We start from the raw sequence: 24,125 nt of genomic DNA, 5'->3' as shown, positions 1-24,125 counted from the left end.
AAGAAACGGCCGCTTACTCGCATGGGCGACTATAAGCCGGCTTGAGTCAACCGCCTACAGGCTTCATTGAGATCGGTGTCTGTCTTCGCATAACTGAAACGAACGAAGTCGGCTCCTGCCACACCGGAGACAAAGGACTCTCCTGGCACACCGGCCACACCGGTTTGTTCCAACAGATACATGGCACGAGCTTTCCCACTGTCGCCTGGAAGCCGGGACACATCCGCCAACACGTAATACGCCCCCTCTGGGATCGACGGAGTGAGTCCCGCATTGGCGAGAGCGCCGCAAAACCTGTCGCGCTTGTGCTGATACTCTCGTGCCAGACCCCTATAGAAATCGTCGGGCAACTCTCTGATGCCCCGAGCCACGCCCATTTGAAGCGGCGCCGGAGCGCAAACATACAGGAGATCGTTCATCGCGCCGATCGCTCGCGTCCACGTCTGCGCAGCCACACTGTAGCCGATCCGCCATCCTGTCACGCTGAACGTCTTGGAGTACCCTCCGATGGTCACGGTGCGTTCAGCCATATTCGGCAAGGAGGCCATGCTCACATGCCGTCGCCCGTCATAGAGAAAATATTCATAGATTTCATCTGTCAGAACGAACAGATCGTGCCGGCACGCAAACTCCGCCAGCGCCTCAAGGTCTGTCCGGCTGAAGACCTTGCCCGAGGGATTGCCGGGCGAATTGACGATGATGGCTTTGGTTCTCGTGGTCACGATCTGCTCAAGCTGAGCCGACGAATAGGTCCAGGCCGGTGGCTGCATGTGGACCACCACAGGGACCGCTTCGACCGCCACGAGCGCGCTGACATGGTATTGATAGTACGGCTCAAACAGAATGACCTCGTCGCCTGGATTGAGCAGCGCGGCACAGGCACAGTGAAAGGCGCCGGTTGCTCCGGCGCTGACCGTGATTTCCGTTTCTGGATCGGCATGAATCCCGTTATAGTGGGCTAATTTTTCGGCGATGGCCTGGCGCAATTCGGACAAGCCATCGAAGCGGGTATAGACATTGTGCCCATCCCTGATTGCCCGTTCCGCCCCTTCCAGAACGATCGGTGGCACCGGCGTATCACAGACACCCTGGGCCATGTTGAGACCCTTCACACTCGCGCAGGCCTGTGTCATGGCCCGAATTTCCGATTGGGCGAGATCTCCCATCCGTCGACTGACTGTTCGCATCACCAAACTCCTTCTTAACTTACCGCAGGCTGTTGAAGAACCATTTTGCACTCGCAAACTCTCGAACGCCAGGAGATCACGGACCGAATTAGAATAACCCGCAGGATGTTCAAAAAGACCTCTGATCTCACCCTCTCGACCCCGGGGCGCCGGCTTCACGTGTTTCAAAATGACGCGAGAACGAAGCTGGAGGACTTTTTCAACATCCTGATCGGTGTCCTTGTGGCAGAGGGTTGCAGGATAGCGGAACTGTACATTCTGCGCTACTGTCTCAGTCCGCAACCGCGCGGCATGACTGAGGGCGCTCCGACCCAGAACCAACTTGCGATGAGGGTGTCGAAGATCAGACATCCAAAGGAGGAGGTCGGCATAAAGGGCCATATAGGATTGCCCCACAAGTAATGGGGCAGATCCCACGCAGCATGCATCAGCCACGCCAGTCCAATGAAGCGGTAAGATTGAAGTCCGCGATAAATCAGCGGCGTCGCAACTATTGGATAGAGCAGTTCCCACAGGCCGAATCCCCCGCTTAGGTACACGCCACAGGTGCCAGCGACGAGAACGGCATTCAGGTTCCTCCGGCGCGGCTCTTCCACCAAAGACATGGCCAGCACGAACACCAGTGCTCCGATAACGGGCCCCAAGTAATTCATTGTTTGCAGTGGCGGAGTGTTCACCGTATTTCTTTTCCCTTTGACACGATCGTACGAGATCAAAGACACTGCGGCCAGTGGCTAAAAAGACAACTTCAGCAGGATTCAAGCCACGCTCCTCGCTTGAGATGGGGAAACGGCATCTCGTGGTCGTGGTGGCATTCGACGGTGTTGTGCTCGGGGATCTAGCTATACCATCCGAGGTGTTCGGACGTATCCGAGACATTGCCGGAAGACCATTGTATGAATTACGAGTTTGCAGCATTGAACCGGAGGTCGTATCCGAACACGTGATACTCAGAATCCCATGGCGGCTCTCATCGTTGAAACAAGCCAACACCCTGATCGTCCCTGGCGTCGACAATCCTGACCGACCGCTCCCCAAGAAGCTCATCGGAGCGCTGCGCGCCGCTGTTAATCGTGGGACGCGAGTTGCCTCGATCTGCACCGGAGCGTTCGTGCTTGCCCAAACCGGTGCTCTTGATGGTCTCAAGGCAACAACGCATTGGCTTGCGACAGCAGATCTGGCCCGTCGGTACCCGCGGGTCCACGTGAACCCCGACGTGCTATACGTAGACAATGGCAGCGTGCTGACTTCAGCAGGAGCAGCGGCTGGGTTGGACCTGTGTCTTCACCTGGTGCGCTGTGACTTCGGTGCTGAGATTGCGATTCGAGCCGCTCGCGCTGCGGTGATGCCGCTTGAGCGAGCCGGAGGTCAGACGTAGTTCATTCTCCATCATCCCCCCGCTCCCGATGATCACGACTCGATGGCCGCTTTACTGCCGTGGATTGAAGAACATCTCCACGAGGAACTGTCCCTCCCCATACTCGCTAGGCAAGCCGCCATGAGCACAAGGACCCTGAGCAGGCGATTTCGGCAACAGATGGGCGCATCCCCGGCCCAGTGGATTTCACAAGCCCGCGTACGGCATGCGCAGCTCCTTCTTGAAACGACGCGTCTGTCCGTTGAGGAAATCGCTCGGAATTCTGGATTTGGCTCTTCAACGGTGATGCGCGAGTGTTTTAAGCGGATTGTTGGAACGAACCCATTGGCCTATCGCTGCGCGTTCAACGCCGGCGACTCTCCCCGATAGAACACACACAACGTCAGCAACCGTACCAACACCTATGGAGTCTGAACTTAGTCTGTTCGTCACCCCACCCCGCGCCTATTCTGTGCTATGGCTTTCCCCACAAGGCTTCCAATCGCTGGGCTCGGCCGCAGCTGAACTTGTAATACTTATACCGGAGCGGGTTTTTCTTGTAGTAGTTCTGGTGATACTCCTCTGCCTGGTAGAAGACCGAGGCTTGGACCAGCTGGGTCACGATGGGCTGGGGAAAGCGTTTGGACTCTTCGAGCGAGCGTTTTGATTCTTCCGCCAGTCGTTTTTCTTCATCGGTTGAATAGAAGACCGCCGCGCGGTACTGAGTCCCATGGTCGCAGAACTGCGCGTTCGGCGTGACGGGATCGACGTTGCGCCAAAAGGCATCCAATAATTTCTGGTACGTGACTTTGGAAGGATCATAGGAGACTTCGACCGACTCCGCATGGCCCGTGCGCCCATCGGAGACCTGCTCATACGTGGGATTGGCGAGCGTGCCGCCCATGTAGCCAGACACGACGGTGATCACGCCGTCAACTTTTTCAAACGCCTCTTCCATGCACCAAAAGCAACCGCCCGCAAAGTAGGCCTTGGCGGTGGTCGGTGCGCCCTGAAGTCCGCCCGAGGGCCAGCCCGCGAGAACCATGCCGATCACAAGGCCGACTGTCAGGATCGTCACACGGTGAAGACTGGTCATATAGATTTCCTCCTTCGTTATGGTCGTCGCAGTGGCTCCGTTCGTATATCTTACTACGGCGCTTGCGTAGAGGTGGATGTGGGCAAACTCGCATGGAGACAGGCAGGAGGCAGTGGCGAATCTTTCGCGCGTTAGGCTGGAATGTACCTGTCGAGATCCTGTTCTGCACGACGCACTCGTCGTTGCCGCCCATCCATGAGTTTCATGATCAGCTCAATGGCCTCTTCCGGTGAGGCAGCGGCTTGGACCAATCGCTTGTCGAGTTTTCTGAAAAAAGCGACATCGGCGGTAGAGGCCTCGACGAGAATGACCGGCTTCCCGGCCTTCACGGCCAGCGCAACCTCCGACACGGTGCCGGATCCGCTCAAGCCACATACCACCACGACATGGCTAGTCAGCACATTGATGTTATTTCGGCCGCTGCCCATTTCCGTGATGATCGGCACGTCCACATGGCGGGACACTTTGTCCTTGGCCGTCGGCAAGACCCCGATAGTTAAACTCCCGCCGACCCGCTTGGCTCCTTCGCACGCCGCGTCCATGACGCCCACGTCTCGACCGCCGGTCAATACGACCCACCCTCGCCGGGCAATGAACTCTCCAAGGATCCTGGCGTTGTCGAGATCCTTCTTCGCGGCCTTGGCCGGCCCCATCACCCCCACCACAAATCGCATCACGTTCTCCTCTCATCTCTTCCACTCCCTCAAAACCGAGAGGCCGTGAGGGTCACATCCGCATGCTCCCAGACCTGTTTCCATTGCTTTTCCATCGCGTCCGCTTCACGCCCTTTCCGCTGAGCGCGAAGGCTCTGCATGAGTCCGAATTGGGCCCAGCCGTTCTGCTGATTCTTCGCCAGATCCGCTCGGTAGACGGCTTCAGCCTTATCGGGCTGACCGGCCTTCAGCAAGACTGCGCCGAGGTAGTGACGAATGGGAATCGGCCAGAACGGCGGCTCACTGTAGGGCAGCTCCTCCTCCAGCTTGACGGCATCAGCGAGGAATTTGCCGGCCTCATCGTGTTGGCGGCGGTGCATCGCGAGCTCACCGGCCAGCAGCCGTTCTGCAATCTTCAGCAGGGTCCGTTCTGTTTTCTGTTCCCGTGTCCGATCGCGTCCGAGACGTTTGACCATGCCGGCCAATACCACGTGCTCGCCCTCCGCTCCGGGCAACCGACCGGACGCCGCGAGCCCCATTCCCCTTCCCAGTCGCCATATTCCCTGCTGCAGATGCAGCGGTTTGGGAGGAGGCGGTTCGCGCAGCAGATCGTCCCATTGTCCGAACCGGATCATCGACCACAGGGGAGCCGGGAGATACAGTTCCTTCCAGGTCTCCCTCCGTGCTTCCTCTTCAGTGATCGTCCCCGTCAGTTGGCGAGCCACTTTGAGGGCCTCGGTTTTGCGCCCCTCCATCGCCAAGGACGCCCAGAGAAAATGCAGATTGTGAGTATAGTAACCGTCGGCATAGTCGCCGCTTATCTTTCGCTCGGCCAGATAGCGGCGATCGACCGCCGCCGCATGCACATTCCGTTCAGTCGCCTCATGGTATCGACCGAGTCGCATATAGATGTGCGCGGGCATATGGACCAGGTGACCGGCTCCCGGCATCAGCCCGGGCAATCGTTCCGCACAGGCCACGGCTCGATCCGGGTTCGAAGAGGCTTCCACGCTGTGGATATAGTAATGGCATGCTCCCGGATGATCCGGGAAGCGCGCCAAAATCGATTCCAGGGTTGACACGATTTCTTGGGTGCCAGGTCTGGGCCGTCCGTCTGCCGTCCACAAGTCCCACGGCCGCAGGTCCAGCAGAGCTTCGGCGAACAACACGCCGGCATCCGGATCGTTCGGATACTGCCGCCAGACAGAACGCATCGCGTTTGCGTACGCATGATCAAGGGCCGGTCGCGCATGCGCCTTGAGTTCGTATCGCTTGCCGATCGCATCGATATAGGCCTGCTCGGCTGCGCTCGCCCGGGCACGATGAGCCTGAGCCTTTTGTGCGGCCTCCCACGCCCGTCGTTCGGCCGCCGTATCCATCGCCGCGTTGATGTTCGGACCGGATGCGAGCGCCACGCCCCAATAGGCCATCGCCGCAGAAGGGTCGAGGCGCGCGGCTTCTTCGAAAGCCAGAATCGCCTCTTCATGATTGAAGGCGTATACGAGCCGCAAGCCTTGATCAAAGTATTGTTGAGCCCTGTGTGAACTCGTGGTGATGGGGTGGTGGAGAGTGCCGAGATTCTCAAAGAGGGGCACCTCAGCGCTAGGACGCTCGGTACCCGCGCTCAGATCAATTGTCAATAGGCCAAGCCACGGCACAGCCCACAAAAGGACGCGAACAAGGTTCATTGACGGCTTTGTAGCAGACGTGACCCGCGGCTGGCTAGAGGAGTAGATCTGTATGGGTGACGGGACCGTGGTCGGATCAGTAGGATTCGCTCTTTTCTAGGTCCGAAGAGATCGAACAGTATCCAGCGTCAACGGCCAACCGGGCCGACCTTACAGATGGATCGACTGACTTTCACCATTTTCCTGAGGAGGAAACGGATGCTCATGTTCCTGAGGTGAATTGGGCGTCTCACCGACGGTCGGTTTCTTTCGGCCGATACGACTTCGCTTAAGAGCGGCGGCCGCCGTGCTGGTGGACACCGGGGAAAATGTACCGGCTTCCAGCTCTTTCCCGAGATGAACGAGGACCTCCTGCTGGGAGGTCACCAAGGAGGCGAGTTCTTGAATGTGCGATGTCAGCCGGGCAATCTCGTCCTGCTGCCCGATCATGCAGGCCCGGAGTTCGGCGACTTCTTCCGACTGTCCAGTCGGCGCCGGAGACGGTTGTGGGAGGATCGTCACCTTGGCGGTCACCGGACTCTCTACTTCCTGAATCGACTTCTCCATTCCGTTCGACTGGACGGAACCCTGGCCTTGAACCGTGGTGTGTTCCATCGTTCGATCCGGGAGCGCAAGGGGTTTACGAATGCGTGGATGGGTCTCGTCCTCATAGCGCGTCACGTAGGCAAAGAGGTCAACCACCTTGCGCCAACATAGGGATCCGGCATTGAGCAGGATCTGACCATAGGGCGTGGCGACCGGCCGAGCTTCATCGATCTGCTTCTGTGAGGGAATTCGATGAATGAGGTTGATGGGTTCTTTGTTGAATCGCGGGGCCATCTGGCAGATCCCCCCTTCATTCGGACCTATTGGGATACCTTGGATGTACCTACTCCTCGCAAAGAGAAGAGTCAACCCCTTTTATTTCGGCGGGCGCTTCAATATGTTTGGACTCCTCATGAGAAAGCTAGAACCGGGTGACGCTTGAGAAATGAAAATTCGGGAGGGCGAGGGCCGGCACCAGCATCTTCCCCGTCTCTGAGGTCACCGCCTCCATCGGCGTGGTGCAAGCCGTAATGTGTCGAAAGGCTTGGAGCGGGCTTTCATGAAACCGGAAATTTCTCACGGCTGAGACAATCTCCCCCTTCTCGACCAGAAACGTTCCATCTCGCGTCATCCCGGTCAACATCAGATCACGAGGATTCACGGGGCGGATATACCAAAAGTTGGTCACCAGAATCGCGCGCTCCGCGTTCTTCACGAGCTCTTGAATCGACTGTGCCGGAAGGCCGTCGATCGACAAGGCCGGGGCCTCCAGCGTCGGGATGGTCTCCACGCCCTCGGCCTTCGCCGTAAATCGGTCGTACGCCAGTTGTTTGAGGGTGCCGTGGTCGATCCACACAGAAGAGGTACTGGGCAACCCTCCATCGGTAAATCCCTCTCCAAACAGCTCGGCATGATCTGGCAGGTTCTGGAACATCAGTCGTTCATCGACAATCACCTGTCCCAACTTGTCGGCAAAGGGGCTTGTCCCTTTCACGTATGACTTGGCATCCAAAGACCAGATCAGCCAGCTCCACAAGCCCGCCACGGCCGCCGGCTCAAGGATCACGGGATACTGCCCCGCCGGCATCTCGCATGCATCCCGGCCTCGCTTGGCTTTGGCAATGGCCGCCAAGGTCCGCTCTTGAATTTTCAAATGATCGATCGATCGATGCGCCGCCGCGCTCCAGCCTGTCGCATCGCCGGTTTGGACCGTGAGGCTGAACCTCGCCTCTCCTCGTAACTCATAGCCGAATAACCCATTGCTCGCCGCAATCCCGACTGCGGTTCCGGATGATGAAACGACCCCCGCCGCCATGAGGTTTTCCATCCGGCAGTGTCCGATCGCTTCATTCGCATACTCCAGACGTTTGACCGGTCCTGCCGCCAGCGTTTCCGGTTTCGCCGTCGCTCGAACAGGGAACCGGCACGGATCGGGAGGCGGAAGATACTCGGGATCAACCGGCGAGACCTGCGCGATCCGTTCGGCGCGCGCCAGCGCATCCTGAATCGCGCCGGCGGTAAAGTCCGTCGTGCTGGCGGTCCCCTGCTGTCCCCCAAAGGCGACCGTCACTGCCAGTGAGCCTCGTCTCGCATCAACATTCTGAATGACTTGATTATTGGCAAATCTGGTCGTCCCCGAATGGTGATCGCGAAGGCGGACGACGGTGTGATCGGCGGTCGAGCGGGTCAGGACCAGATCGCTCAGAAAACGAAACTCCTCGCTGCCGGTCATCTTCGGCCAGGCCCCGCTCAGCACGGTCATGAGCTTCCTTCTCCTCGGATGACCTGGATCCGGCGAAACCTCGCAGGTGAGGCGGCATGGGTCATCCAGCCGGACTGGCCCGGCTGTCCTTTTCCACAGGTAATGAACCCGTACCGGCGACGAGCCGTTCGGTCAGCCACTCCGTCGCAGCTGTTCCAAAATTCCGGCGTGATTCCATGGTAGATTACATCCCGCAGCATATGGGTGCGCCGACCCTGTTCAATCAACCAGAACGCATCCCCGCCGAACTGGAAATTGTAGCGACGCTGATCGATGCTGTAAGACCCATGACCTTCGATGTAGATGCCATGCTTCACGTCGGCAATCAGTTGCTCAACGGTCGCGGCGCCTGACTCAAGTCCGATATTCGCGATGCGCACCATCGGGACGTGGTTCCATCCATCAGCGCGATTGGCGCCCCGTGAGCGAGCTTCGCCGATCTTCGACGCGACTTCACGGTTCGTGCAATATCCGACGAACACCCCGTTTCGGACGACGTCCCATCGCTGACACTGAACCCCGTCATCATCATAACCGGTCGCTGCCAATGTTTCCGGTTCGGTGTTATCGGCCACCAAATTCACATGCCGCGAGCCATAGCGAAAGTTGCCCAGTTTATCGGGCGTCAAGAAGCTGGTCCCCGCATAATTGGCTTCGTACCCAAGCGCACGGTCCAGTTCGCTCGGATGGCCGCAGGACTCATGGATCGTCAACGACAGATGCTCGGGGTCGAGTACCAGATCATACTGACCCGCATCGACCGCCGGAGCCTTCACCTTTTCAATCGCCTGGGCAGCAACCCGTGTCGCTTCTCGTAGAAGATCGGCCTCTTCGATCAATTCATACCCTCTCCGGAGATGCGGCATATTGAAACTGCGCGACGCAAACCGGCCTTTGTAGAGCGCCGTCGCCGTACACTCGCCCTGCCCGGCCAACAGATCGAACTCCACACGCGACCCTTCCGTCGAGACGAACAACTTGCGGTCTCGGCGCGCCCAAAGGCTTGCGCTGCTCCGTGCGATGCCGGATTGTCGATGGAGTGTTTCCATCGTATTCAGCAGTAAGTCGGTTTTCTTCTCAAGCGATATGGTGAAGGGATCGACGCGATACGGCGTGACGACGCGGTCACGATGAACCGGTTCCGGCGCCAATCGCACTTTTTCCAGGGCCACTGATGCAGACCCCCTGGCGATTTCGACGGCCAGGTCCGCGACACGCGGTACTTCTTCCAGCGACAAAATCGAACTCGCGGCAAAACCCCAGGCTCCGTGATAGAGCACCCGCACGCCGAAGCCGATGTCCTTGGCATCTCGAATCGAGGCGATTCGGCGATCCTCGCCCTCAATGTGTTCCGTGCTGCTGTCCTGAATGCGGATATCGCCGTACTCGGCACCGGATGCGGCAATGCGTTTCAGCGCAAGCTCGGTGAATTCATCCCAGGTTGGAGAGCTCATGACGATCACTCTCGAATTGAATGAATGGATGGGTCAGTATAACAGGTGAGGAGTCAAATGGTGAAAGTATGGGGAGCGAACGAACGAGATCAGCTTTGCATCGCCGCTTTTGACGCCGACACTTTCACCTCTGTTCCCACCACATTCTAAGCCGGCTCATGCTGATCGGGTCTCAAGACAAAGGGTTGAACGCTCATGATGTTGCTGCCTCCTACAAAGATGGTGATGATGTGCCTTGCCGTCGAACCATTTGTTAGCCATATGCGGCACTACCCGAACAGGTCACCCTCAATGAGCTTGAGATATTTGTTGACGTAGAAGACATCAGGTTCATGCCGCGACGCACGAACCCGAATAGAGAAGCCGGGTTCCTTGGGGTTGGAAGCGTCAAACAGGATGAACCCGATACCGAATATGCGGGCGAGAGCGTCTAGCCGTGAAATGTCTTCCTCGGACGAGTTCTGCGGAACGACGATGTATGCACGATGAGAGAACAGTTTGTAAGAGCAGCATTGACCAAAAGCCGTAATAAGGCCGTTGAGGTCAATCTTGATCTCTGCGGTCACGATCTCGGTGGGAGGCTTGATAATGTCACTTCTTTTTGCTTCTCGAATTCCGATGACGTCGGGTGTGCCCCATTTGTCGCGGAACACGTTTCCGCCAACAGCAATAGCGCTTGTGCATTCCTCTAACTCGTTTATGAGCCACTCGGCGAAAGGTTCATAGAAAGCTTCTTCTTTGATCTTAGGCGCGGCAGGTTTTGGCGGTAACGGCACTTCGGTCGCTGTGACTTCCTCGCGGAAAGAGATATGACGATAGAGCCCTTTTGCAGGCTGATAAATTTCGGACGGAAGTTCTGTTCTGAACTTGTGCAAGGCTCCGTGAATAGTGTTGGGCGGAATGTCTGAGAAAGCAGCCTCGATTTCCTGATGCAATTGGGCATAGCGAATGCCTTTTGACGCGCTTGCCAGTAGCTCGCTCGCTTTTGCAATTACCTTCCCGGTGCTTGTGCTCATTCGCGACTGCTCCTCATATGGCTAACGCTTGATTAGCGGCACCATGAAGCGGCATCGGCTTGGATGAATTGTTAGACCGCAATCAGAACTTGACGCAGCGTTCTATGACCTCGCCTGTAGTGCGATCAGCCAAGCGGCGGAAAAGCGTGCCCAGAGCCGACGTTTCACTGCGTCCGCCTCGAAGCGCCGCTTAGGCCGCTGTCAGCCGGACTTTCCCGACCTTGCCAAGTTTCACATGCTGCTTGGCGTGCCAGAGATCGTGGTTGTACTGCATGGCCAACCAACTCTCCGGAGAACGGCCAAGCGCCTTGGACAGGCGCAGCGCCATTTCAGGACTGATACGGCTCGTACCTGTCAGAATGCGATTCAGCGTGGAAGCAGCTACACCGAGCTTCCCAGCCAGTTCGCGGCCGCTCAGATTGTTCGGCTCCAGATAGACCTGGATAATGAACTCGCCGGGATGGGGAGGATTGTGCATAGCCATTAGTGGTAGTCCTCATAATCCAAGACGTAGGCATGTCCGTCTTTGAACGTGAAGGTTAAACGGCAGTTTCCATTTATCCACACAGACCATCGACCGCGCTCCGATCCCTTCAAGGGATGTAGTCGGAATCCTGGAACGTTCATGTCCTCGATGGACAGCGCCGTGTCCAAGGCTGCTAACAGCATGCGCAGGCGCTTGGAGTGGTGCGGTTGGATACCCGCCGCACTCCCCGACTCAAAGAACTTCCTCAGCCCCTTGTGTCGGAATGATTGAATCACAAGCCAGATATAGCATGTTGCGCAGCACGCAACAAGGTCTAATGGTTCCAATCCTGGCGATGCGGCGGAGGGTCTGTTCCCTCTTCGCCCTGCTGCAGGGTGATCCCGTAGCTTTGCGTCGCCGCGTTCGACGCCAACACCGTCACCTGTATTCCGACCACATTCAAGGCGGGCTCATGCTGATCCGGGCTCAAGATTAAGGGTTGAGCGTTCATGATCTCGGTGCCTCCTACAAATGTGAATGTGGAGATTGTGTGCATTGCCGGGCAACGGTTCGAGTGAGCGGCTCGCCATTCCACTTTTCTTTCAACCTGATGGCTAAGCTTGTTGCGAATCAATAATCCGCTGGATGCTACGTTTCAGTTCCGGAAGTTTCTCGGACACCACATCCCATACCAGCTGATAATCCACTCCAAAGTAACTATGGATCAGGCGATCGCGCATCTGAGCCATCGGACGCCACGCAACCTCGGGATGCGATACCCGGAACTCAGCAGGCAGGTTCTTCACGGCTTCGCCGATAATTTCCAAGCTGCGTACGAACGCACGGCGCAGCGTCTGATCGGCTACAAATCGCTCATAGGTGAGCGTCCGACTCTGATCGAGGAGGTACTCGACTTCCGCGAGAATATGCCGCAGATAGTCATGCGGCTCGAAGGACATCCGTTGCCTCGGCCAAGATGTGTGGCCCGATAAACGGTGAGAGTGACTCCGTGGTGATCACTTCAACCCGTTGCTGCAATGTGTCTTCAAGCAGATCCGCCAGCGCCATGAAGCGATCGAAGGTCTTCTCATTCGGAGCGAACTCGACAAGCACATCAACATCACTGTCGGGTCGAGCCTCGTTACGAAGCACGGACCCGAAGAGCGCCAGCCGACGTACACCAAGGCCCCGAATCTTGGACTCAACGGTGTGAAGTCGTCGGATCGCCTCGTCACGGGTGATAGCACTTGTGCTCATATGGAGAATATATACGAAATATCAGACTGATGCGAGGCGGAAAGGCTGACGACTGCGTTGACCGGGGCGTGGAGTAGCGAAGCTGGTGGGGCAGTTCTTAAACTTGCACACTCTCCTGCTCGCTTGGCCGGAGGAAGTGCGAGGTCAAGAACTAAACCCGATCTCCCCCCAGTCGTGACTATGCGGCGGTGGGCCTGCTCCTTCCTCCCCCTGCTGCAAGGTGATCCCGGAGCTCTGCGTTGCCGCGTTCGACGCCAACACCGTCACCTGCGTTCCGGCCACATTCAATGCGGGCTCACGCTGATCGGGTCTCAAAACAAAGGTTGACCGCTCATGATCTCGCTGCCTCCTGCAAACATGGAGATTGTGTACTGTGCCGCTCAATGACCCCTCGGATCAGCGGCGTCCGCGGAGCAAACGACGTTTGCGCACCCGTGAGCCGATGCAGCCGTTGGTTGATCCGCGCTTCGCGGGCCAGCCGGCAGAGGACCATCCGTGGAGCGCGTTGTTGTGCGTCATGTCATACCGAGGCCGCCGACCCTCGCTCGTCCAACTAAAGCGTTTTCATCGGTTAGCTCGATTCCCAAGTAACTGAGATATGCCTGCGGTTTGCCACGCTCGACAGGCCGAAGAAGGGTATAGGCTTGAAATCCATACTCATTTGCTATTGCTAGCTGCTCGTCGCCGCCTATCGAGGGAAAGGAACTGTCGGCGATTAGCTGCTGGACAACACGGCGCGGTGCCCTTTGTAAGCCGTTGTCCTCGGCCATAGCATCGCAAAGCAAGGGCACGACGCGATCTTTGTAGCTGCCTTACATTGCTTCGGGTCATCTCCCAGGTGCCGCTCGAATCGTTTGGATGAAAGTGCCAAATCTGCAGAGATCGTCTCACGTGACACCAGCCGAATAGAGAAGCTTCAAAGAGTGCTCCGGCTGCGACGCGAACTTTGAATGCATCGAACGTTCTACATAGGAATTTGAAGACAAAGGTCGCCACATCGTCCATCGACGGAATGTACCGCTCGGTAGATATTAGCGTCGTCAGTAGCGGGGCGATCGCCAGATAGGCGTTCTGTCCCATTAAGGTGCTGCCCGCGAAGCAGTACCCGAAGGAATGTGCAAAGTAGATATCCGAAAAGAACTTGTCCTCACCGACTCCGCGGCATACAACTGGCAATCCAAAAAGTTTTGCGCCGTCTTCAATCAGGGGCTCGCCCTCGGCGCGACTGATACGCGAATCGCTAGTGACCCACACAGCTGGGTGTCCTGGCACTTCATAGTTCGGCCACACAACGACGCTTGTCATTTATGACGCACAACTATGTTTAGGCCGATTAGCATAAGAGCCGGATCTGCTCATTGCTGTCTGTAAAACACTCCATTACGGTTCAGGAACAATAGGCCATAACCATTGCCGATCAATGATTTGTAGCTGCGAAATCATCTATCGGGTCTTTATCCGGAACGGAGCTAGAACAGCCCTGCAATCCCGGTGGCGATCTTCTCTTGCACGATGGGCGTGGCTTCGGGGATGTCTAAACTTTTTTGCCGCACGTGGCCGACCATGCGCATCAGTTGCACCTTTTCATTGCCCGACGACTGACCGCCGATCGGCCGACCGATCGATTTGCCGATCTTCCTGTCGGTGATTTGAACATCCGCCACGCACAGGTAGGTCACGCCGTCTTCCTTGGGCGGTGGCTGCATGCCAGAAAAGCCGGCCATTCCCCCTCGCCCGCCGCTCATGGCCATGGCCTGCCGCATCATGGCGCTCATGTCCGGCATGCCGGCCATTCCCGCCATCCCACCGCTCATCGGATCAGCGGCCGAGGCCATCACGGTTCCGCCGCTGCTGATCCCCGCGCCAGGGCCGGCTTTGGCCACGGCTTCCGGCGCCACTCCATCGGCCGCCTTGTGGCAATAGATCACCTTGACCTGTATCCAGTAGTTGGCTTGCTCCGGATCTTGAACCAGCTGATATCCCTTGGCGCTCAGCTTCGCATTGACATCGTTCAACGTGACGTGTTGATTTTCAGACGCGTTCCTGAGTTGCGTATAAACATTCCGGTTGGTATTGGGGTCGAGGAAGATCGTGTTGCTGTTCATGAGGCCGGAACGGATGACGTTGGAACAGCCGCTCAAGAGGCCGCCTAGTAATAGAAATAGAGCGAGCGGCCTCGTGAAATGTGAAGCGTGAAGCGTGAAGCGAGCAGATACGTGTGCCATCAAAAATTTCCAGCGACGGCGGCGCTCAGTTTCTGTTGGAGCAACGGCGTCGCTTCAGCCTCATCCAATTTCTTTTGATGGACATCGGCGGCCAACCTGGTCTGGTACACACCGGGCTCCTCCGCGGTGCCTGTCTTCATCCCGCTTGGCAGCCGTCCGGTCCTCTGCTCGGTGATCTGGACATCCGCGACGCAGGCATAGTTCACGTCGTCCGGCATTGTGGGAGCCGACTGGGACGAGCTAAACAGATCGCCGATGCCTTGAATCGCGCTCAACCCCATGGATGCCGCCGCGCCGCCCATCGCCCCGTAGGGTCCAGCCATGCTCGCCATGCTGGTCAGGCCTTGCATGGCGCCGATCGCCGAGTTGAACGCGGATCCATAGCCGCTTGCCACCATCGCTTCAACCGGCATGTCCGGCTTGGTAATGTTGCAATAGACGATGTTGGCCAGCAGGACATATTGCGCGCCGTCCGGATCATTCACGATCTGATACCCCTTGGCGCTCAGCCTGGCGCCCAAATCGTGAAGCGAAACTTCTTGGTTATCGGATGAGTTCCGAGCTTGAATGAAGATGGTTTTCTGGGTGCTCGGCGGGAGAAAGAAGTTGTTGCTGGTAATGAGATCCGTGTCTTTGATGTTGCCGGCGTGCGCGGTGAGCGGCAATAGGAAGAGAAGGGACAGTGCCAGATATCGCATCGACACCTCACGACAAAACCGATCGGATTGTACGCAAGAGTCGGTTTCAATAGCAACGACCCTGCATGTCAGTAAATAGAAGGTTTTCCCTTCGGCCTGCTTGAAGAACCCAGTCGCCTGGGCTAGCATGGCGGTTATTCCCGCCATTGGCCGTCTCTGCGAGGAAGACTCCGAATGTCAGCTCGCGCAATTGTCCTTCTCAGTGCCGCGCTGTTGACCCTCAGTTGTGGCGGTGGAGACAAACACCTGCCTTCGGCGAACCCGCCTGAGTACGATCCGAAAAAAGTCTATTCCACACCACCTGCGCTCCCGAGCGCCCCAACCGCGCCGGTTGCGAAGCCGGCAGGACAGACCTTCCCGCCGATACAGTTCCCTCCGCTGGAACCGGGACCAAATGAAAAGGGCGAATGGAAGAAGGCGCCGGTTAGCCCGGAGTCGCTGCAATTATTCAAAAGCGTCCAAAGCCCCTGTGAAGCTTTGGCGAAAATTGTCCAGGGCCTCGGCAGCGCACAGCTGTTTGCCGGGAAAGAAGGACCGTCGCTCAAGCAATCACTCGGTACACAAGCCGAGTCGAGCGCGGAATCCTTGGATCAGCAGCTGTTCGAGAGCTTCAAGGCACAACTCGGCCCGACTGTCGCCGATTGTCCCGCGCCCACGCCCGTGCGCCAGAGCCGCCTCGGCGAGCCCATGCACCCATCTCGCCTCCTGTTGGCCACGGGACCGGCTCGGGGATCGTTTCAACTCGCGCAGGCGCCGGCAGTCTCCCCGACAAGGAGCGAATCGAGACAACAGGCGCCTCCGGGCTGGGTTGGATGGAAAACCACGGCTCGATCGATCTGGCCGGAGACGGCGGGGAATAGAAGAAGCATCGTCACCATCCTCGGCGGCAAGGTGCTCAAGTGTCCGACACCCGATGGAGTGGTCCCAGGAGATTTCGAGTTTGCCGTGGTGCTTGATCAAACAGTCGTGGAGGCAGGCGTCACGCGAATGATTCACATCGGCCTCCATGCGTCAGCCACGCTGAAGGGACAGGTGGGTGACGATGCCAAGGTGCAATATATCGAAGGGGATCTTTCTACGGTCGCCGAGCGGAATGGCACGGATGTGCCGGCTTCACTGAGAAGACAGCGTAGTCAATTTCGATTCGTTCCGAGTCGTGAGGAATTGTGGTCCGGGTTCCCCACCGATGTTACAGTCTCAGCGGCCGGGTGGGATAGTGACGGTGCCGCTCCACAAGAAAACAGTTTCGTGAGCGATGCTATCGCGGCGGTCATGCTTTGGGGAGGTCAAAACTACCTGGCTGCTGAAATCGAATGGAACAAGCCCAACACCTGCGTGGAGATCGTCTTCAATCCCCCCACGAAGACCAAGAAGTTCGAGCCGAACGCGTCGACGCCCGTCAAGACCGAGCTGCGGACGAAAAAAGAACAGGCGCCCGTTCCCGCAAAGTTCAAAGATGCAAAAGAACGGCCCAGGGAAGGCAACGGCCGTGTGTCGCCGAGGGAGGACTTGTTCCAGCTCAACAGGCCGGCGACCTTCAGCTACCAGGCGCCTGCGACCAAGGTTCAGCACAGTGGATTCCGAGTGAGCGCGGTCTCCCGCGCGGGCGCCGCTGAAACGAAAGACGGCGAATGGGAGTTGACCCCCGCTGCTTATGTCCTGGAATTCAAGTCGCACATCGTTCAAAGCCCGTTGAATCTTGTGAATCCGCAATACGGCATGCAAATGAGTTCAAATGGATTCGATGCCCACGTTCAGGCAACCGTCCCGCTCCAACAGACAGAGGATCGTGGCTGGGTGGGGGAGGGCGTGATGCAGTACACCACTCGCACAGTGACTCAGCCGGCTCAGTGCGAAATCCGCATTCAGGGCACCGGCACGACCACCTTTCATGTGAACGGAGGCTCGATCAAACTGGACCCTGAGCCGTTTGCCGTGAACTTGACCATTCTTCCGGGGCGATCAGGCGAAGTGGCGGAGACCCACTGTTCGAGCGGCCATACGCCTGAAAAATTAAAGGAGCTGTTTGCCTCACAAGGTGTCCAAGGCGGTGAGGCCCACGGCGTGACAGAAGGCGGGGGATGGAGTTCAGCCTTCAACCTCACCCGTTTCAGAACATTCAAATGGACTCCGGGTCGGCAAGGCTACGAGATCGGAGGTTGGACACCAGTACGCGACTCCGACGTGATTGCCAAAAAGACCATGACGGTCAACTGCGGGATAGGACTGAGCACCTGCCGGGAAGAGACGACGTTGACCTTGCGACTGGCGGATGAGCCAACGTCAGGTAGATCCCCGCCGCAATGAAACTCATCGCGGATTGCCCAGCACTGGTTCTGGGCGTCGGACGGAGACCAAAGCGGATGGGGGCGGGTAATCGAGCGCCCTCACTGGAGATGACAATCTCGTATTCGCACCAGACCGAGTGGACTTGACACCCTACAGTCTCAAGGTACCCGTTCACCATCCGCCCGCGCTGCTCCGTCTACGGGTGTCAGACTACCGTGCCCATGCGTGTCTCATCGACGAACGTCTCGGTTGCATCGTCGATCGCCCGACTATGGCGGCCTTTCGGAGGCAAGATAAACAACTGTTTTGGATCGATCTTGTCTTTCTTCTCCGGCGGCATCGTCATCTCATACGTCACCGAACGGCGGTGATCCGCCATTTGTAGCTCGGGATTGTAGACGCTGTTGAACTTCCACAACATCTTGATGAAGTTGGTCTGTCCCCGCATCAAGTGTCCCGCCGCAATTTTGGCCGTGCCCTTGAGCGCAGCCCAGCCCAGATGCTTCTTGTTTAAGACTTGTTGAGTCTTGACCAGTTCCGCGTAAAACTCATGCAGCGGCATCTTGGTCGGCATCACGGCATGCTGAATATCGAAGAGGCGGTAGTCTCGCGTGTGAAGTTTACGAGATTCCGTGAGCCAGCTTTCGGTGCCTGGATACGGAGTATTGACGCTGATATTCACGATCTCGGGAATCTCCAGGCACCACTGCCGGATGACCTCAAATCGATGCCGGTCCCAATCAGGATCGGCGATGAGATTGATGGCGACGGTGATCCCGAGGGACCGAGCGAATTCGAGCGCCTCGAAGTTTCGGCCCAACGAGATGCGTTTGCGATGCATCTTGAGGCCTTCCGCGTCGATGGCCTCCACGCCCAAGAACATGTACTGCAGTCCGAGCGTCTTCCAAAATTGGAACACTTCCTTGTTACGCAGCAAGACATCGCCGCGCGTCTCCATATAATACTGTTTCTTGATCCCCCGACGCGCCACCGCTTCGCCGATCTCCATGCCCTGCTTGCCCTGGATGAAAGCGACATCGTCGACCAGAAAGATGCCTGGCTCTTGAACCTGCTCCAACTCCTCGACGGCTTTCTCCGGACTGACCATTCGATAGCTGCGCCCATAAAAGGTCCAGGCGCTGCAGAAGGAACAATCCCAGGGACAGCCCCGCGCAAACTCGACCGACGCGCAAGGATCCAGCACTCCGATGAAGTACTTGTGCCGGTTACGGAGGAGATCGCGGGCAGGACGCACGTCGTCCAGATTCTCGATGAATTGCGGCGGCGGTCCTTCGCCGTCAAGCGTCACCACCCCTGGGACTTTGGTGATCGCCTTGCGATCCTCCTCGACCGCCATGAGCAGCTTTGGAGCCGCCACCTCCCCTTCGCCCTTGAGGACGCAATCGATGGCGCCGTTGCCGTGCTCTAAAAAGTCCTTGGCTACAAATGAGGCGCTATGGCCCCCGACGAAGACGAAGCAATCCGGCAACTCTTTCTTCGTGAGTTTGGCCAAGTCAACGATCTCCGGCACGTTCGCCAAATAGTTGCAGCCGAATGCCACCGCGTCTGGTTTCCAAGCGGTGATGAGCGCGAGGTAATCCTTCCACGTGTCAGCCTGCAGGTCGATGAGACGAACCTCATGCCCGGCTTGGCGGACTGCCTGGGCCACCATCTCCAGACCGAGCGGCTCCAGACGCAAATAGATCTTGGTATACATGAGCGGACCTGGATGGACTGCGAGGAACTTCATTGTCCCAAACCTCCTGGTCTATAACACACTGGCCGGATACCGATTGTCCTAAGACGAAGGAGAGGCCCGGCCAATGAATGATCGTGATGCGGTAATGGATGCGGGGACGGATTTTGACAGAATGGAGGCATCGGCGCAACCGTTAAGTGCGCAAGACTTAAGATGATTCACGGAAGGCCTGCTCCGGCCATCTGGATTTTCCGTGCCCCAGTCCTTACCATACGAACATGTTACCGCTCGAACAGACCCTGCGTCAGCGCCTCACCGATCTCTTAACGGATACTCGGACGACCGCGGAGCAACTGGCTCGCATACTCGGGATTCCGGAACGACAGGTGGAGGAGCACTTGGTTCATGTGGTAAAAACGGTGTCTCGGGACCGCGCACGTCAGTTTGTTCTTGAACCGTCCGGCTGTATGGATTGTGGATTTATGTTCCGCGACCGCACGAGATTGACACGACCAAGCCGCTGTCCACAATGCCGAAGCGAAGGGATCTCCGCCCCACGCTACGGAATCGATTGTCTCAGATCAGGATCGACTCACGCGAACACGAAGGTGTCACGGCGGAGAGACGCCTGGAAAGGATGACCATGATATCCGCACGACTGGTGCTCTGTGCCCTCTGTTTCCTGCTGCTCGGCTGTTCCGATCAGAAGGCGAACGAGCTGTTTGAAACGGCCGCTTTCGAAGAAAACCAGGGGAATGTCCCCCATGCCAAGCAGCTCTACCAGGAGCTGGTGAATCTCTATCCATCTACCAAAGTGGCTGAAATCGCTCGGGCGCGGCTTGCCGATCTCGACAGCAGAAAATAATGCGATGAGGCTCAGCGGTCCTGCCTGGGGAGAGGCGCGTCTTGGCGCCTCGGCTTCGCCGCGCCGAGCGTCGACGCAGGCGCGAAGCGGGCGCGCCGGGGTCGGGCTGGTGAGAGCAGCAGATTTTTTGCGTATCCTGCCTGGCTGTTCAACGTCGCCTCAAACTTCAATATCCATGGCGGCGACAGAGGACAGAATGAGTTTTTCCGCAGCCTGTCAGGCAACGGTCAGTCTGACGGCGTCATGACTGAACGGACGTCTCCGGCCCTTGTCGAGGATGCCATGGGAAAAACGCATTGGTCGTCGCCTGATAGGCTCGATACTCTTCTCCACGGCTTACAAGGGCTTGCTCTTCCGCCCGCGGAATACCAGTCACCTTGTACAGCAACCAGCCCATCCCGATCGGACCAATCCAGGTGAACACCCAGCCCGATGCGCCCAAGGTCATCACGACGTAAGAGCACCAGTGCAGCCAATCGAAGAAGTAGTTCGGGTGGCGGGAGTACCGCCACAGGCCCTCCCGGAGGACGCGTCCCTCATTCATCGGATCGGCGCGGAACTGAGCAAGTTGCCGGTCTGCCTTGGCTTCACCGGCCACGGCGACGCTCCAGATCAACAATCCGACCATCTCGACCACTGAAGACGGAATCCGTGGATTCCAGAGCACCACGAGAAACGGAAGGGAAAAAGCCGCCACGGACAGCGCCTTCCATTGAAAATACACGAACATATTCACCGACTCCGCATCACCCCATTTTTTCCGTAGGCGGCGATAGCGAGCGTCCTCTGATTGTCCATCCACCCGTTGGAAATAGATATGGAGTCCCAGCCGGCCGGCATAGAGCAAGACCAGCATCGCTGTGAGGAGGATGCGCTCGACCCCGGCGGGAGCCTGAGTCATATAGGAGAACACCGAGGCGATCAGCCCCGCGCACCACGCGACGTCGGCGATCGCGGCATTTTTTGTCTTTCGCTGCACCGCCCACAGGAAACCCATGACGACCGCCATGACGACATAGGTGACCACCACAAGCTGCAACGGATCCGATACAAGTATTCCGTCTTCTGGTTCCATCATCCCTACCCTTTATAACAGACTGCGTTCATAGTCCCATATGTCGACGCCTTGGTGCTTCCGATCCTTCAACCAACTGCGAAACCCCGGAATGGGAAACGACAAGCGCGCCTGGATCTTCTCACAGCTCAATGAAAGATCCGCGGGCCTGGGGGCACCGGCATGTTCTCCGGCGGATCCTTCTACCAGATGGCCTTGAAGCTCCGGATACCAACGGAGCAGCGCCTGTCCGATCTCCCAGCGTGACAGCCGTTCTCGTCCACCCAGATGGTAGAGACCGGGAGCCTCTTGATCGAGTAACTCCCATACCGAGCGGGCAATGACCCCGGCCGGCAATGGGCAGCGGAATTCATCACGATAGAGTGTCACTTGCTTGCCACCCCTCACCGATCGACACATCTCTTCAACGAAACTTCGATCGCCGCGCTGTGAGGCGCCCGCCGTGAGGACGATCCGGACGGCCGTGTGAGCCGGATTCTCCAACACGCGCTGTTCCGCTTCAAGCTTGGTCTTGCCGTAGATATTGATCGGAGTGGGTTCATCGGTCTCTTGATACCAACCGGCCTTGCCGTCGAAGACTTCCCCGCTCGACAAGAAAATAAAGGGAATGTCCCGGGAGAGTCGAGCCAGATAAGCCGTGGTGTCCACATTGATACGACGGGCTATCTGAGGATTGCGCTCGCACTCTGCCGTTCGACTCAACGCCGCGCAGTGGATCACCGCGTTCGGCTTGAGACGCCGCCAAACCTGTTCGGCGGCGGCATGATCCGTGAGATCAAGGTCGGTGCGGCTGAGGCCACAGACCTCCCATCCCGGCACCCATCGAGCAGCGGACTTCACGAAGTACTGCCCGATCAGCCCTGCCGCCCCGGTGACGATGACACGTGGCTTCATAGTGCGTCAATGGGGAAAGCGCGCGGAGCAACCGCATCCGGCAAGCCACTCAGAGCCCCCGGCCGCTATTCAGCGGTGCCTGTCTATTACGATGCGCCATCAATGCGCATCAACTTAATTGAAGACAGCGAATTGTACGACTTCAGGCTGTTAGTTTGGAAGATGGGAGACGGCGCGCGGAGCCTAAAGGGCCTGAGGCGTATTCGTGCAAACATCGAAGATCCGAGGAACGAGCCCACCATCGCAGATTCGCATGGAGACGGGCATATAGGTCGAGAACGGGAGAGGGACCGTCACCGCTATTCCCTCGATTACGCGGCTTTTGTTTCTGTCTTGGTGGGAACTTGATCGAGGGGCAGCCAGTAGCTCAGGACCGCTTCGAGAGATTTGCTCGCCACCGGCTTGCTGAGAAAGCCATCCATCCCGACCTCTAGACATCGATCGCGATCTTCCTTCATCGCATTGGCGGTCATCGCAATGATCGGCAGGTGCGGCAGCTCCCCACCGGCCTGCTGGAGGCTCGCCTCCTGATTCCTGATCATTTTTGTCGCTTCAAACCCATCCATTTCCGGCATCTGGCAATCCATGAACACCAGGGCATACGGAATCCGCGCGAGCGACTCGACCGCTTCTCGTCCGTTGGCCGCCACGTTGACACGATATCCGAGTTTTTCAATCATATTGGCCGCGACCTTTTGATTCACCGGGTTGTCCTCAACCACGAGGACAATCGGCCTAGGGAAGATCTGATTAATTCACGTTTCCACTCGGCAATCTGTTTCTGGGGTGATCACCAGGGTGAATTCGGTGGGCATCCGCTGGCTCGGAAGCCTTTTTATCGGGCGCACCCACCGTCCGATGGCCCGCTGTCCGCCTCCGGACACACGTCTTCTACGTCCCCGCCATGAGCCGCCGTCGCGCTACGTACAGATTCGCCAACCCGCAGCTGATATGCAGCCAATGGGTATTCTTCGCCAACCCGCGATAGCGGACTTTGGCCCAGCCGAAGATGCGCTTGATCACCAAGAACGTATGCTCCACTTTGGCCCGCACTTTCTATTTCGTCCGGTTCCTGGCCCGCTCCTCCTCACTCAGCGGTCGATAGCGGTATGCTTTCGCCTGGATGAAACTCTTGGCCTTAGGCGCATGCTGCCGGATCACCTCGCGTTGCCCACTGTAGGCGGCATCGCCCCACACCCGAGTCTCCTGGCCATGCAGCAACTCCGGTAACATCTGACTGTCATGCACATTGGCAGCGGTCGCCGCGACCGAATGAATCAGTTTCGTCTGGCTGTCCACGCCGATATGGGCCTTCATACCGAAATACCACTGATTGCCCTTCTTGGTCTGATGCATCTCGGGATCCCGCTCCTTTGTCCGGTTCTTCGTCGAACTGGGCGCACTGATGATGGTCGCATCGACGATGGTGCCGCGGCTCACCTGGAGCCCTTGCTTCGTCAGATACGCACCGATCTGTGCAAAGAGCTGCTCACCCAACTGGTGGGCTTCCAGGAGGTGGCGAAACTTGCAGATCGTCGTCTCATCGGGTACGGGCTCACGGCCCAGATCAATCCCGACGAACTGTCGCATGGCCCGTGAGTCATACAGCGCTTCTTCCACAGCTGGGTCCGACAGGTTAAACCACTGTTGCAGGCAATGGAGGCGCAGCATGCGTTCGATCCCGACCGGTGGACGCCCCGGCCCATCGGCCTTGGGATAAACCGGCTCGATCACGGCCACTAATTCCGCCCATGGCACCACGCGATTCATCTCGTCGAGGAACTGCTCACGGCGGGTGGGCTTGCGATATTGCTCAAACGTGACCTCGGCAAACGTCGATTGCTGCATAGATGCGCCTCCTCATCAGGACTGCGTGTCCTTTAGCACATCCCGCGGGAAGAATAAATCAGACCTTCCCT

The 24,125-nt window shown here is 57.7% G+C and carries 25 protein-coding genes and 2 pseudogenes; 5 read left to right on the top strand and 22 right to left on the bottom strand.

The genetic code is table 11. The features are described 5' to 3' along the window. Positions 1-29: 29 nt before the first annotated feature. Entirely contained in the window at positions 30-1,187 is a 1,158-nt protein-coding gene (locus COMA2_RS12595) for a pyridoxal phosphate-dependent aminotransferase (protein ID WP_090898656.1), read from the bottom strand. A gap of 263 nt (positions 1,188-1,450) precedes the next feature. Beyond that, positions 1,451-1,864, bottom strand: coding sequence for a DUF6010 family protein (locus COMA2_RS12590; RefSeq protein ID WP_217490736.1), 414 nt, complete (start codon positions 1,862-1,864; stop codon positions 1,451-1,453). Between the two features lie 53 nt (positions 1,865-1,917). On the opposite strand from COMA2_RS12590, the gene COMA2_RS20485 reads away from it, so the two are divergent. Both COMA2_RS20485 and COMA2_RS20480 read left to right on the top strand, forming a co-directional pair. Then, the gene (locus COMA2_RS20485) at positions 1,918-2,565 is read left to right on the top strand and encodes a GlxA family transcriptional regulator (RefSeq protein WP_217490735.1); all 648 of its coding nucleotides are present in this window, start codon (positions 1,918-1,920) and stop codon (positions 2,563-2,565) included. 42 nt (positions 2,566-2,607) lie between these two features. After that, complete coding sequence (locus COMA2_RS20480; protein ID WP_281176442.1) at positions 2,608-2,934, top strand: helix-turn-helix domain-containing protein; 327 nt, start codon at positions 2,608-2,610, stop codon at positions 2,932-2,934. Between the two features lie 85 nt (positions 2,935-3,019). Here COMA2_RS20480 and msrA read toward each other — a convergent pair whose 3' ends face one another. From msrA to traT (COMA2_RS12505), 15 genes and pseudogenes are all read right to left on the bottom strand, one after another. Continuing rightward, entirely contained in the window at positions 3,020-3,640 is a 621-nt protein-coding gene (msrA, locus tag COMA2_RS12580; RefSeq protein ID WP_090898650.1) for a peptide-methionine (S)-S-oxide reductase MsrA, read from the bottom strand. Between the two features lie 131 nt (positions 3,641-3,771). Next, a complete protein-coding gene (locus tag COMA2_RS12575) occupies positions 3,772-4,314 on the bottom strand; it encodes an SLOG cluster 4 domain-containing protein (RefSeq protein ID WP_217490733.1) in 543 nt (180 codons plus the stop codon). Between the two features lie 29 nt (positions 4,315-4,343). Next, positions 4,344-5,804 (bottom strand): tetratricopeptide repeat protein, encoded by a 1,461-nt coding sequence (locus COMA2_RS12570; protein WP_217490732.1) that lies wholly within the window; start codon positions 5,802-5,804, stop codon positions 4,344-4,346. 327 nt (positions 5,805-6,131) lie between these two features. Beyond that, the gene (locus COMA2_RS12565) at positions 6,132-6,800 is read right to left on the bottom strand and encodes a hypothetical protein (protein ID WP_090898644.1); all 669 of its coding nucleotides are present in this window, start codon (positions 6,798-6,800) and stop codon (positions 6,132-6,134) included. A gap of 127 nt (positions 6,801-6,927) precedes the next feature. Then, the gene (locus tag COMA2_RS12560) at positions 6,928-8,268 is read right to left on the bottom strand and encodes a TldD/PmbA family protein (protein ID WP_090898640.1); all 1,341 of its coding nucleotides are present in this window, start codon (positions 8,266-8,268) and stop codon (positions 6,928-6,930) included. Further along, positions 8,265-9,722: a TldD/PmbA family protein gene (locus COMA2_RS12555; protein ID WP_090898637.1), complete on the bottom strand. Its 1,458-nt coding sequence runs from the start codon at positions 9,720-9,722 to the stop codon at positions 8,265-8,267. Before COMA2_RS12555 ends, COMA2_RS12560 begins: the two co-directional genes overlap by 4 nt. 269 nt (positions 9,723-9,991) lie before the next feature. Further along, entirely contained in the window at positions 9,992-10,738 is a 747-nt protein-coding gene (locus COMA2_RS12550; RefSeq protein WP_090898634.1) for a hypothetical protein, read from the bottom strand. Between the two features lie 190 nt (positions 10,739-10,928). Further along, positions 10,929-11,222: a HigA family addiction module antitoxin gene (locus COMA2_RS12545; protein ID WP_090898631.1), complete on the bottom strand. Its 294-nt coding sequence runs from the start codon at positions 11,220-11,222 to the stop codon at positions 10,929-10,931. After that, positions 11,222-11,500, bottom strand: coding sequence for a type II toxin-antitoxin system RelE/ParE family toxin (locus COMA2_RS12540; protein WP_090899359.1), 279 nt, complete (start codon positions 11,498-11,500; stop codon positions 11,222-11,224). Before COMA2_RS12540 ends, COMA2_RS12545 begins: the two co-directional genes overlap by 1 nt. Positions 11,501-11,538: 38 nt before the next feature. After that, a complete protein-coding gene (locus tag COMA2_RS12535) occupies positions 11,539-11,715 on the bottom strand; it encodes a hypothetical protein (RefSeq protein ID WP_175304579.1) in 177 nt (58 codons plus the stop codon). A 103-nt stretch (positions 11,716-11,818) separates the two neighbouring features. Then, on the bottom strand, positions 11,819-12,163 hold the full coding sequence (locus COMA2_RS12530) for a HepT-like ribonuclease domain-containing protein (protein WP_090898628.1): 345 nt from the start codon (positions 12,161-12,163) through the stop codon (positions 11,819-11,821). Then, positions 12,144-12,461: a nucleotidyltransferase family protein gene (locus COMA2_RS12525; protein ID WP_090898625.1), complete on the bottom strand. Its 318-nt coding sequence runs from the start codon at positions 12,459-12,461 to the stop codon at positions 12,144-12,146. Before COMA2_RS12525 ends, COMA2_RS12530 begins: the two co-directional genes overlap by 20 nt. A gap of 162 nt (positions 12,462-12,623) precedes the next feature. Continuing rightward, positions 12,624-12,776 (bottom strand): annotated as a pseudogene (locus COMA2_RS21125) (cupin domain-containing protein); the annotation flags it as partial. 1,154 nt (positions 12,777-13,930) lie between these two features. After that, on the bottom strand, positions 13,931-14,686 hold the full coding sequence (gene traT, locus COMA2_RS12510) for a complement resistance protein TraT (RefSeq protein ID WP_090898618.1): 756 nt from the start codon (positions 14,684-14,686) through the stop codon (positions 13,931-13,933). Continuing rightward, a complete protein-coding gene (gene traT / locus COMA2_RS12505; protein ID WP_217490731.1) occupies positions 14,686-15,384 on the bottom strand; it encodes a complement resistance protein TraT in 699 nt (232 codons plus the stop codon). Before traT (COMA2_RS12505) ends, traT (COMA2_RS12510) begins: the two co-directional genes overlap by 1 nt. A gap of 174 nt (positions 15,385-15,558) precedes the next feature. Here traT (COMA2_RS12505) and COMA2_RS12500 point away from each other — a divergent pair, with 174 nt between their 5' ends. Further along, a complete protein-coding gene (locus COMA2_RS12500; RefSeq protein ID WP_090898612.1) occupies positions 15,559-17,691 on the top strand; it encodes a hypothetical protein in 2,133 nt (710 codons plus the stop codon). Between the two features lie 187 nt (positions 17,692-17,878). Here the strand turns inward: COMA2_RS12500 and hpnR are convergent, their stop codons facing one another. Continuing rightward, positions 17,879-19,423, bottom strand: a complete 1,545-nt coding sequence (hpnR, locus tag COMA2_RS12495) for a hopanoid C-3 methylase HpnR (RefSeq protein WP_090898609.1) — start codon at positions 19,421-19,423, stop codon at positions 17,879-17,881. A 227-nt stretch (positions 19,424-19,650) separates the two neighbouring features. On the opposite strand from hpnR, the gene COMA2_RS21460 reads away from it, so the two are divergent. Both COMA2_RS21460 and COMA2_RS12485 read left to right on the top strand, forming a co-directional pair. Beyond that, complete coding sequence (locus COMA2_RS21460; protein ID WP_456236592.1) at positions 19,651-20,013, top strand: transcriptional regulator; 363 nt, start codon at positions 19,651-19,653, stop codon at positions 20,011-20,013. 2 nt (positions 20,014-20,015) lie between these two features. Then, positions 20,016-20,237, top strand: a complete 222-nt coding sequence (locus tag COMA2_RS12485) for an outer membrane protein assembly factor BamD (protein ID WP_090898606.1) — start codon at positions 20,016-20,018, stop codon at positions 20,235-20,237. Between the two features lie 241 nt (positions 20,238-20,478). Here the strand turns inward: COMA2_RS12485 and COMA2_RS12480 are convergent, their stop codons facing one another. The 4 genes and pseudogenes from COMA2_RS12480 to COMA2_RS12465 form a co-directional block, all read right to left on the bottom strand. Then, the gene (locus COMA2_RS12480; RefSeq protein WP_245631005.1) at positions 20,479-21,315 is read right to left on the bottom strand and encodes a DUF1295 domain-containing protein; all 837 of its coding nucleotides are present in this window, start codon (positions 21,313-21,315) and stop codon (positions 20,479-20,481) included. Positions 21,316-21,324: 9 nt separating this feature from the next. Then, on the bottom strand, positions 21,325-22,206 hold the full coding sequence (locus COMA2_RS12475) for an SDR family oxidoreductase (RefSeq protein ID WP_090898603.1): 882 nt from the start codon (positions 22,204-22,206) through the stop codon (positions 21,325-21,327). A gap of 311 nt (positions 22,207-22,517) precedes the next feature. Then, on the bottom strand, positions 22,518-22,928 hold the full coding sequence (locus COMA2_RS12470; RefSeq protein ID WP_281176441.1) for a response regulator: 411 nt from the start codon (positions 22,926-22,928) through the stop codon (positions 22,518-22,520). 169 nt (positions 22,929-23,097) lie between these two features. Further along, positions 23,098-24,054: pseudogene (locus COMA2_RS12465) on the bottom strand (IS5 family transposase). Positions 24,055-24,125 lie beyond the last annotated feature (71 nt).

The organism is Candidatus Nitrospira nitrificans, assembly GCF_001458775.1.
Classification (GTDB): Bacteria; Nitrospirota; Nitrospiria; order Nitrospirales; family Nitrospiraceae; genus Nitrospira_D; species Nitrospira_D nitrificans.
The sequence above is the reverse complement of the archived record's forward strand: the minus strand, read 5'-3'. Positions and strand labels throughout refer to the sequence as shown.

Excerpts from the sequence above, each read along its gene's own strand:
- COMA2_RS12595 (WP_090898656.1), bottom strand. The coding sequence starts at position 1,187 with ATGCGAACAGTCAGTCGACGGATGGGAGATCTCGCCCAATCGGAAATT.
- COMA2_RS20480 (WP_281176442.1), top strand. The coding sequence starts at position 2,608 with ATGGCCGCTTTACTGCCGTGGATTGAAGAACATCTCCACGAGGAACTG.
- msrA (WP_090898650.1), bottom strand. The coding sequence starts at position 3,640 with ATGACCAGTCTTCACCGTGTGACGATCCTGACAGTCGGCCTTGTGATC.
- COMA2_RS12575 (WP_217490733.1), bottom strand. The coding sequence starts at position 4,314 with ATGCGATTTGTGGTGGGGGTGATGGGGCCGGCCAAGGCCGCGAAGAAG.
- COMA2_RS12565 (WP_090898644.1), bottom strand. The coding sequence starts at position 6,800 with ATGGCCCCGCGATTCAACAAAGAACCCATCAACCTCATTCATCGAATT.
- COMA2_RS12560 (WP_090898640.1), bottom strand. The coding sequence starts at position 8,268 with ATGACCGTGCTGAGCGGGGCCTGGCCGAAGATGACCGGCAGCGAGGAG.
- COMA2_RS12555 (WP_090898637.1), bottom strand. The coding sequence starts at position 9,722 with ATGAGCTCTCCAACCTGGGATGAATTCACCGAGCTTGCGCTGAAACGC.
- COMA2_RS12550 (WP_090898634.1), bottom strand. The coding sequence starts at position 10,738 with ATGAGCACAAGCACCGGGAAGGTAATTGCAAAAGCGAGCGAGCTACTG.
- COMA2_RS12545 (WP_090898631.1), bottom strand. The coding sequence starts at position 11,222 with ATGGCTATGCACAATCCTCCCCATCCCGGCGAGTTCATTATCCAGGTC.
- COMA2_RS12535 (WP_175304579.1), bottom strand. The coding sequence starts at position 11,715 with ATGAACGCTCAACCCTTAATCTTGAGCCCGGATCAGCATGAGCCCGCC.
- COMA2_RS12530 (WP_090898628.1), bottom strand. The coding sequence starts at position 12,163 with ATGTCCTTCGAGCCGCATGACTATCTGCGGCATATTCTCGCGGAAGTC.
- COMA2_RS12525 (WP_090898625.1), bottom strand. The coding sequence starts at position 12,461 with ATGAGCACAAGTGCTATCACCCGTGACGAGGCGATCCGACGACTTCAC.
- traT (WP_090898618.1), bottom strand. The coding sequence starts at position 14,686 with ATGGCACACGTATCTGCTCGCTTCACGCTTCACGCTTCACATTTCACG.
- traT (WP_217490731.1), bottom strand. The coding sequence starts at position 15,384 with ATGCGATATCTGGCACTGTCCCTTCTCTTCCTATTGCCGCTCACCGCG.
- COMA2_RS12500 (WP_090898612.1), top strand. The coding sequence starts at position 15,559 with ATGTCAGCTCGCGCAATTGTCCTTCTCAGTGCCGCGCTGTTGACCCTC.
- hpnR (WP_090898609.1), bottom strand. The coding sequence starts at position 19,423 with ATGAAGTTCCTCGCAGTCCATCCAGGTCCGCTCATGTATACCAAGATC.
- COMA2_RS21460 (WP_456236592.1), top strand. The coding sequence starts at position 19,651 with ATGTTACCGCTCGAACAGACCCTGCGTCAGCGCCTCACCGATCTCTTA.
- COMA2_RS12485 (WP_090898606.1), top strand. The coding sequence starts at position 20,016 with ATGATATCCGCACGACTGGTGCTCTGTGCCCTCTGTTTCCTGCTGCTC.
- COMA2_RS12480 (WP_245631005.1), bottom strand. The coding sequence starts at position 21,315 with ATGATGGAACCAGAAGACGGAATACTTGTATCGGATCCGTTGCAGCTT.
- COMA2_RS12475 (WP_090898603.1), bottom strand. The coding sequence starts at position 22,206 with ATGAAGCCACGTGTCATCGTCACCGGGGCGGCAGGGCTGATCGGGCAG.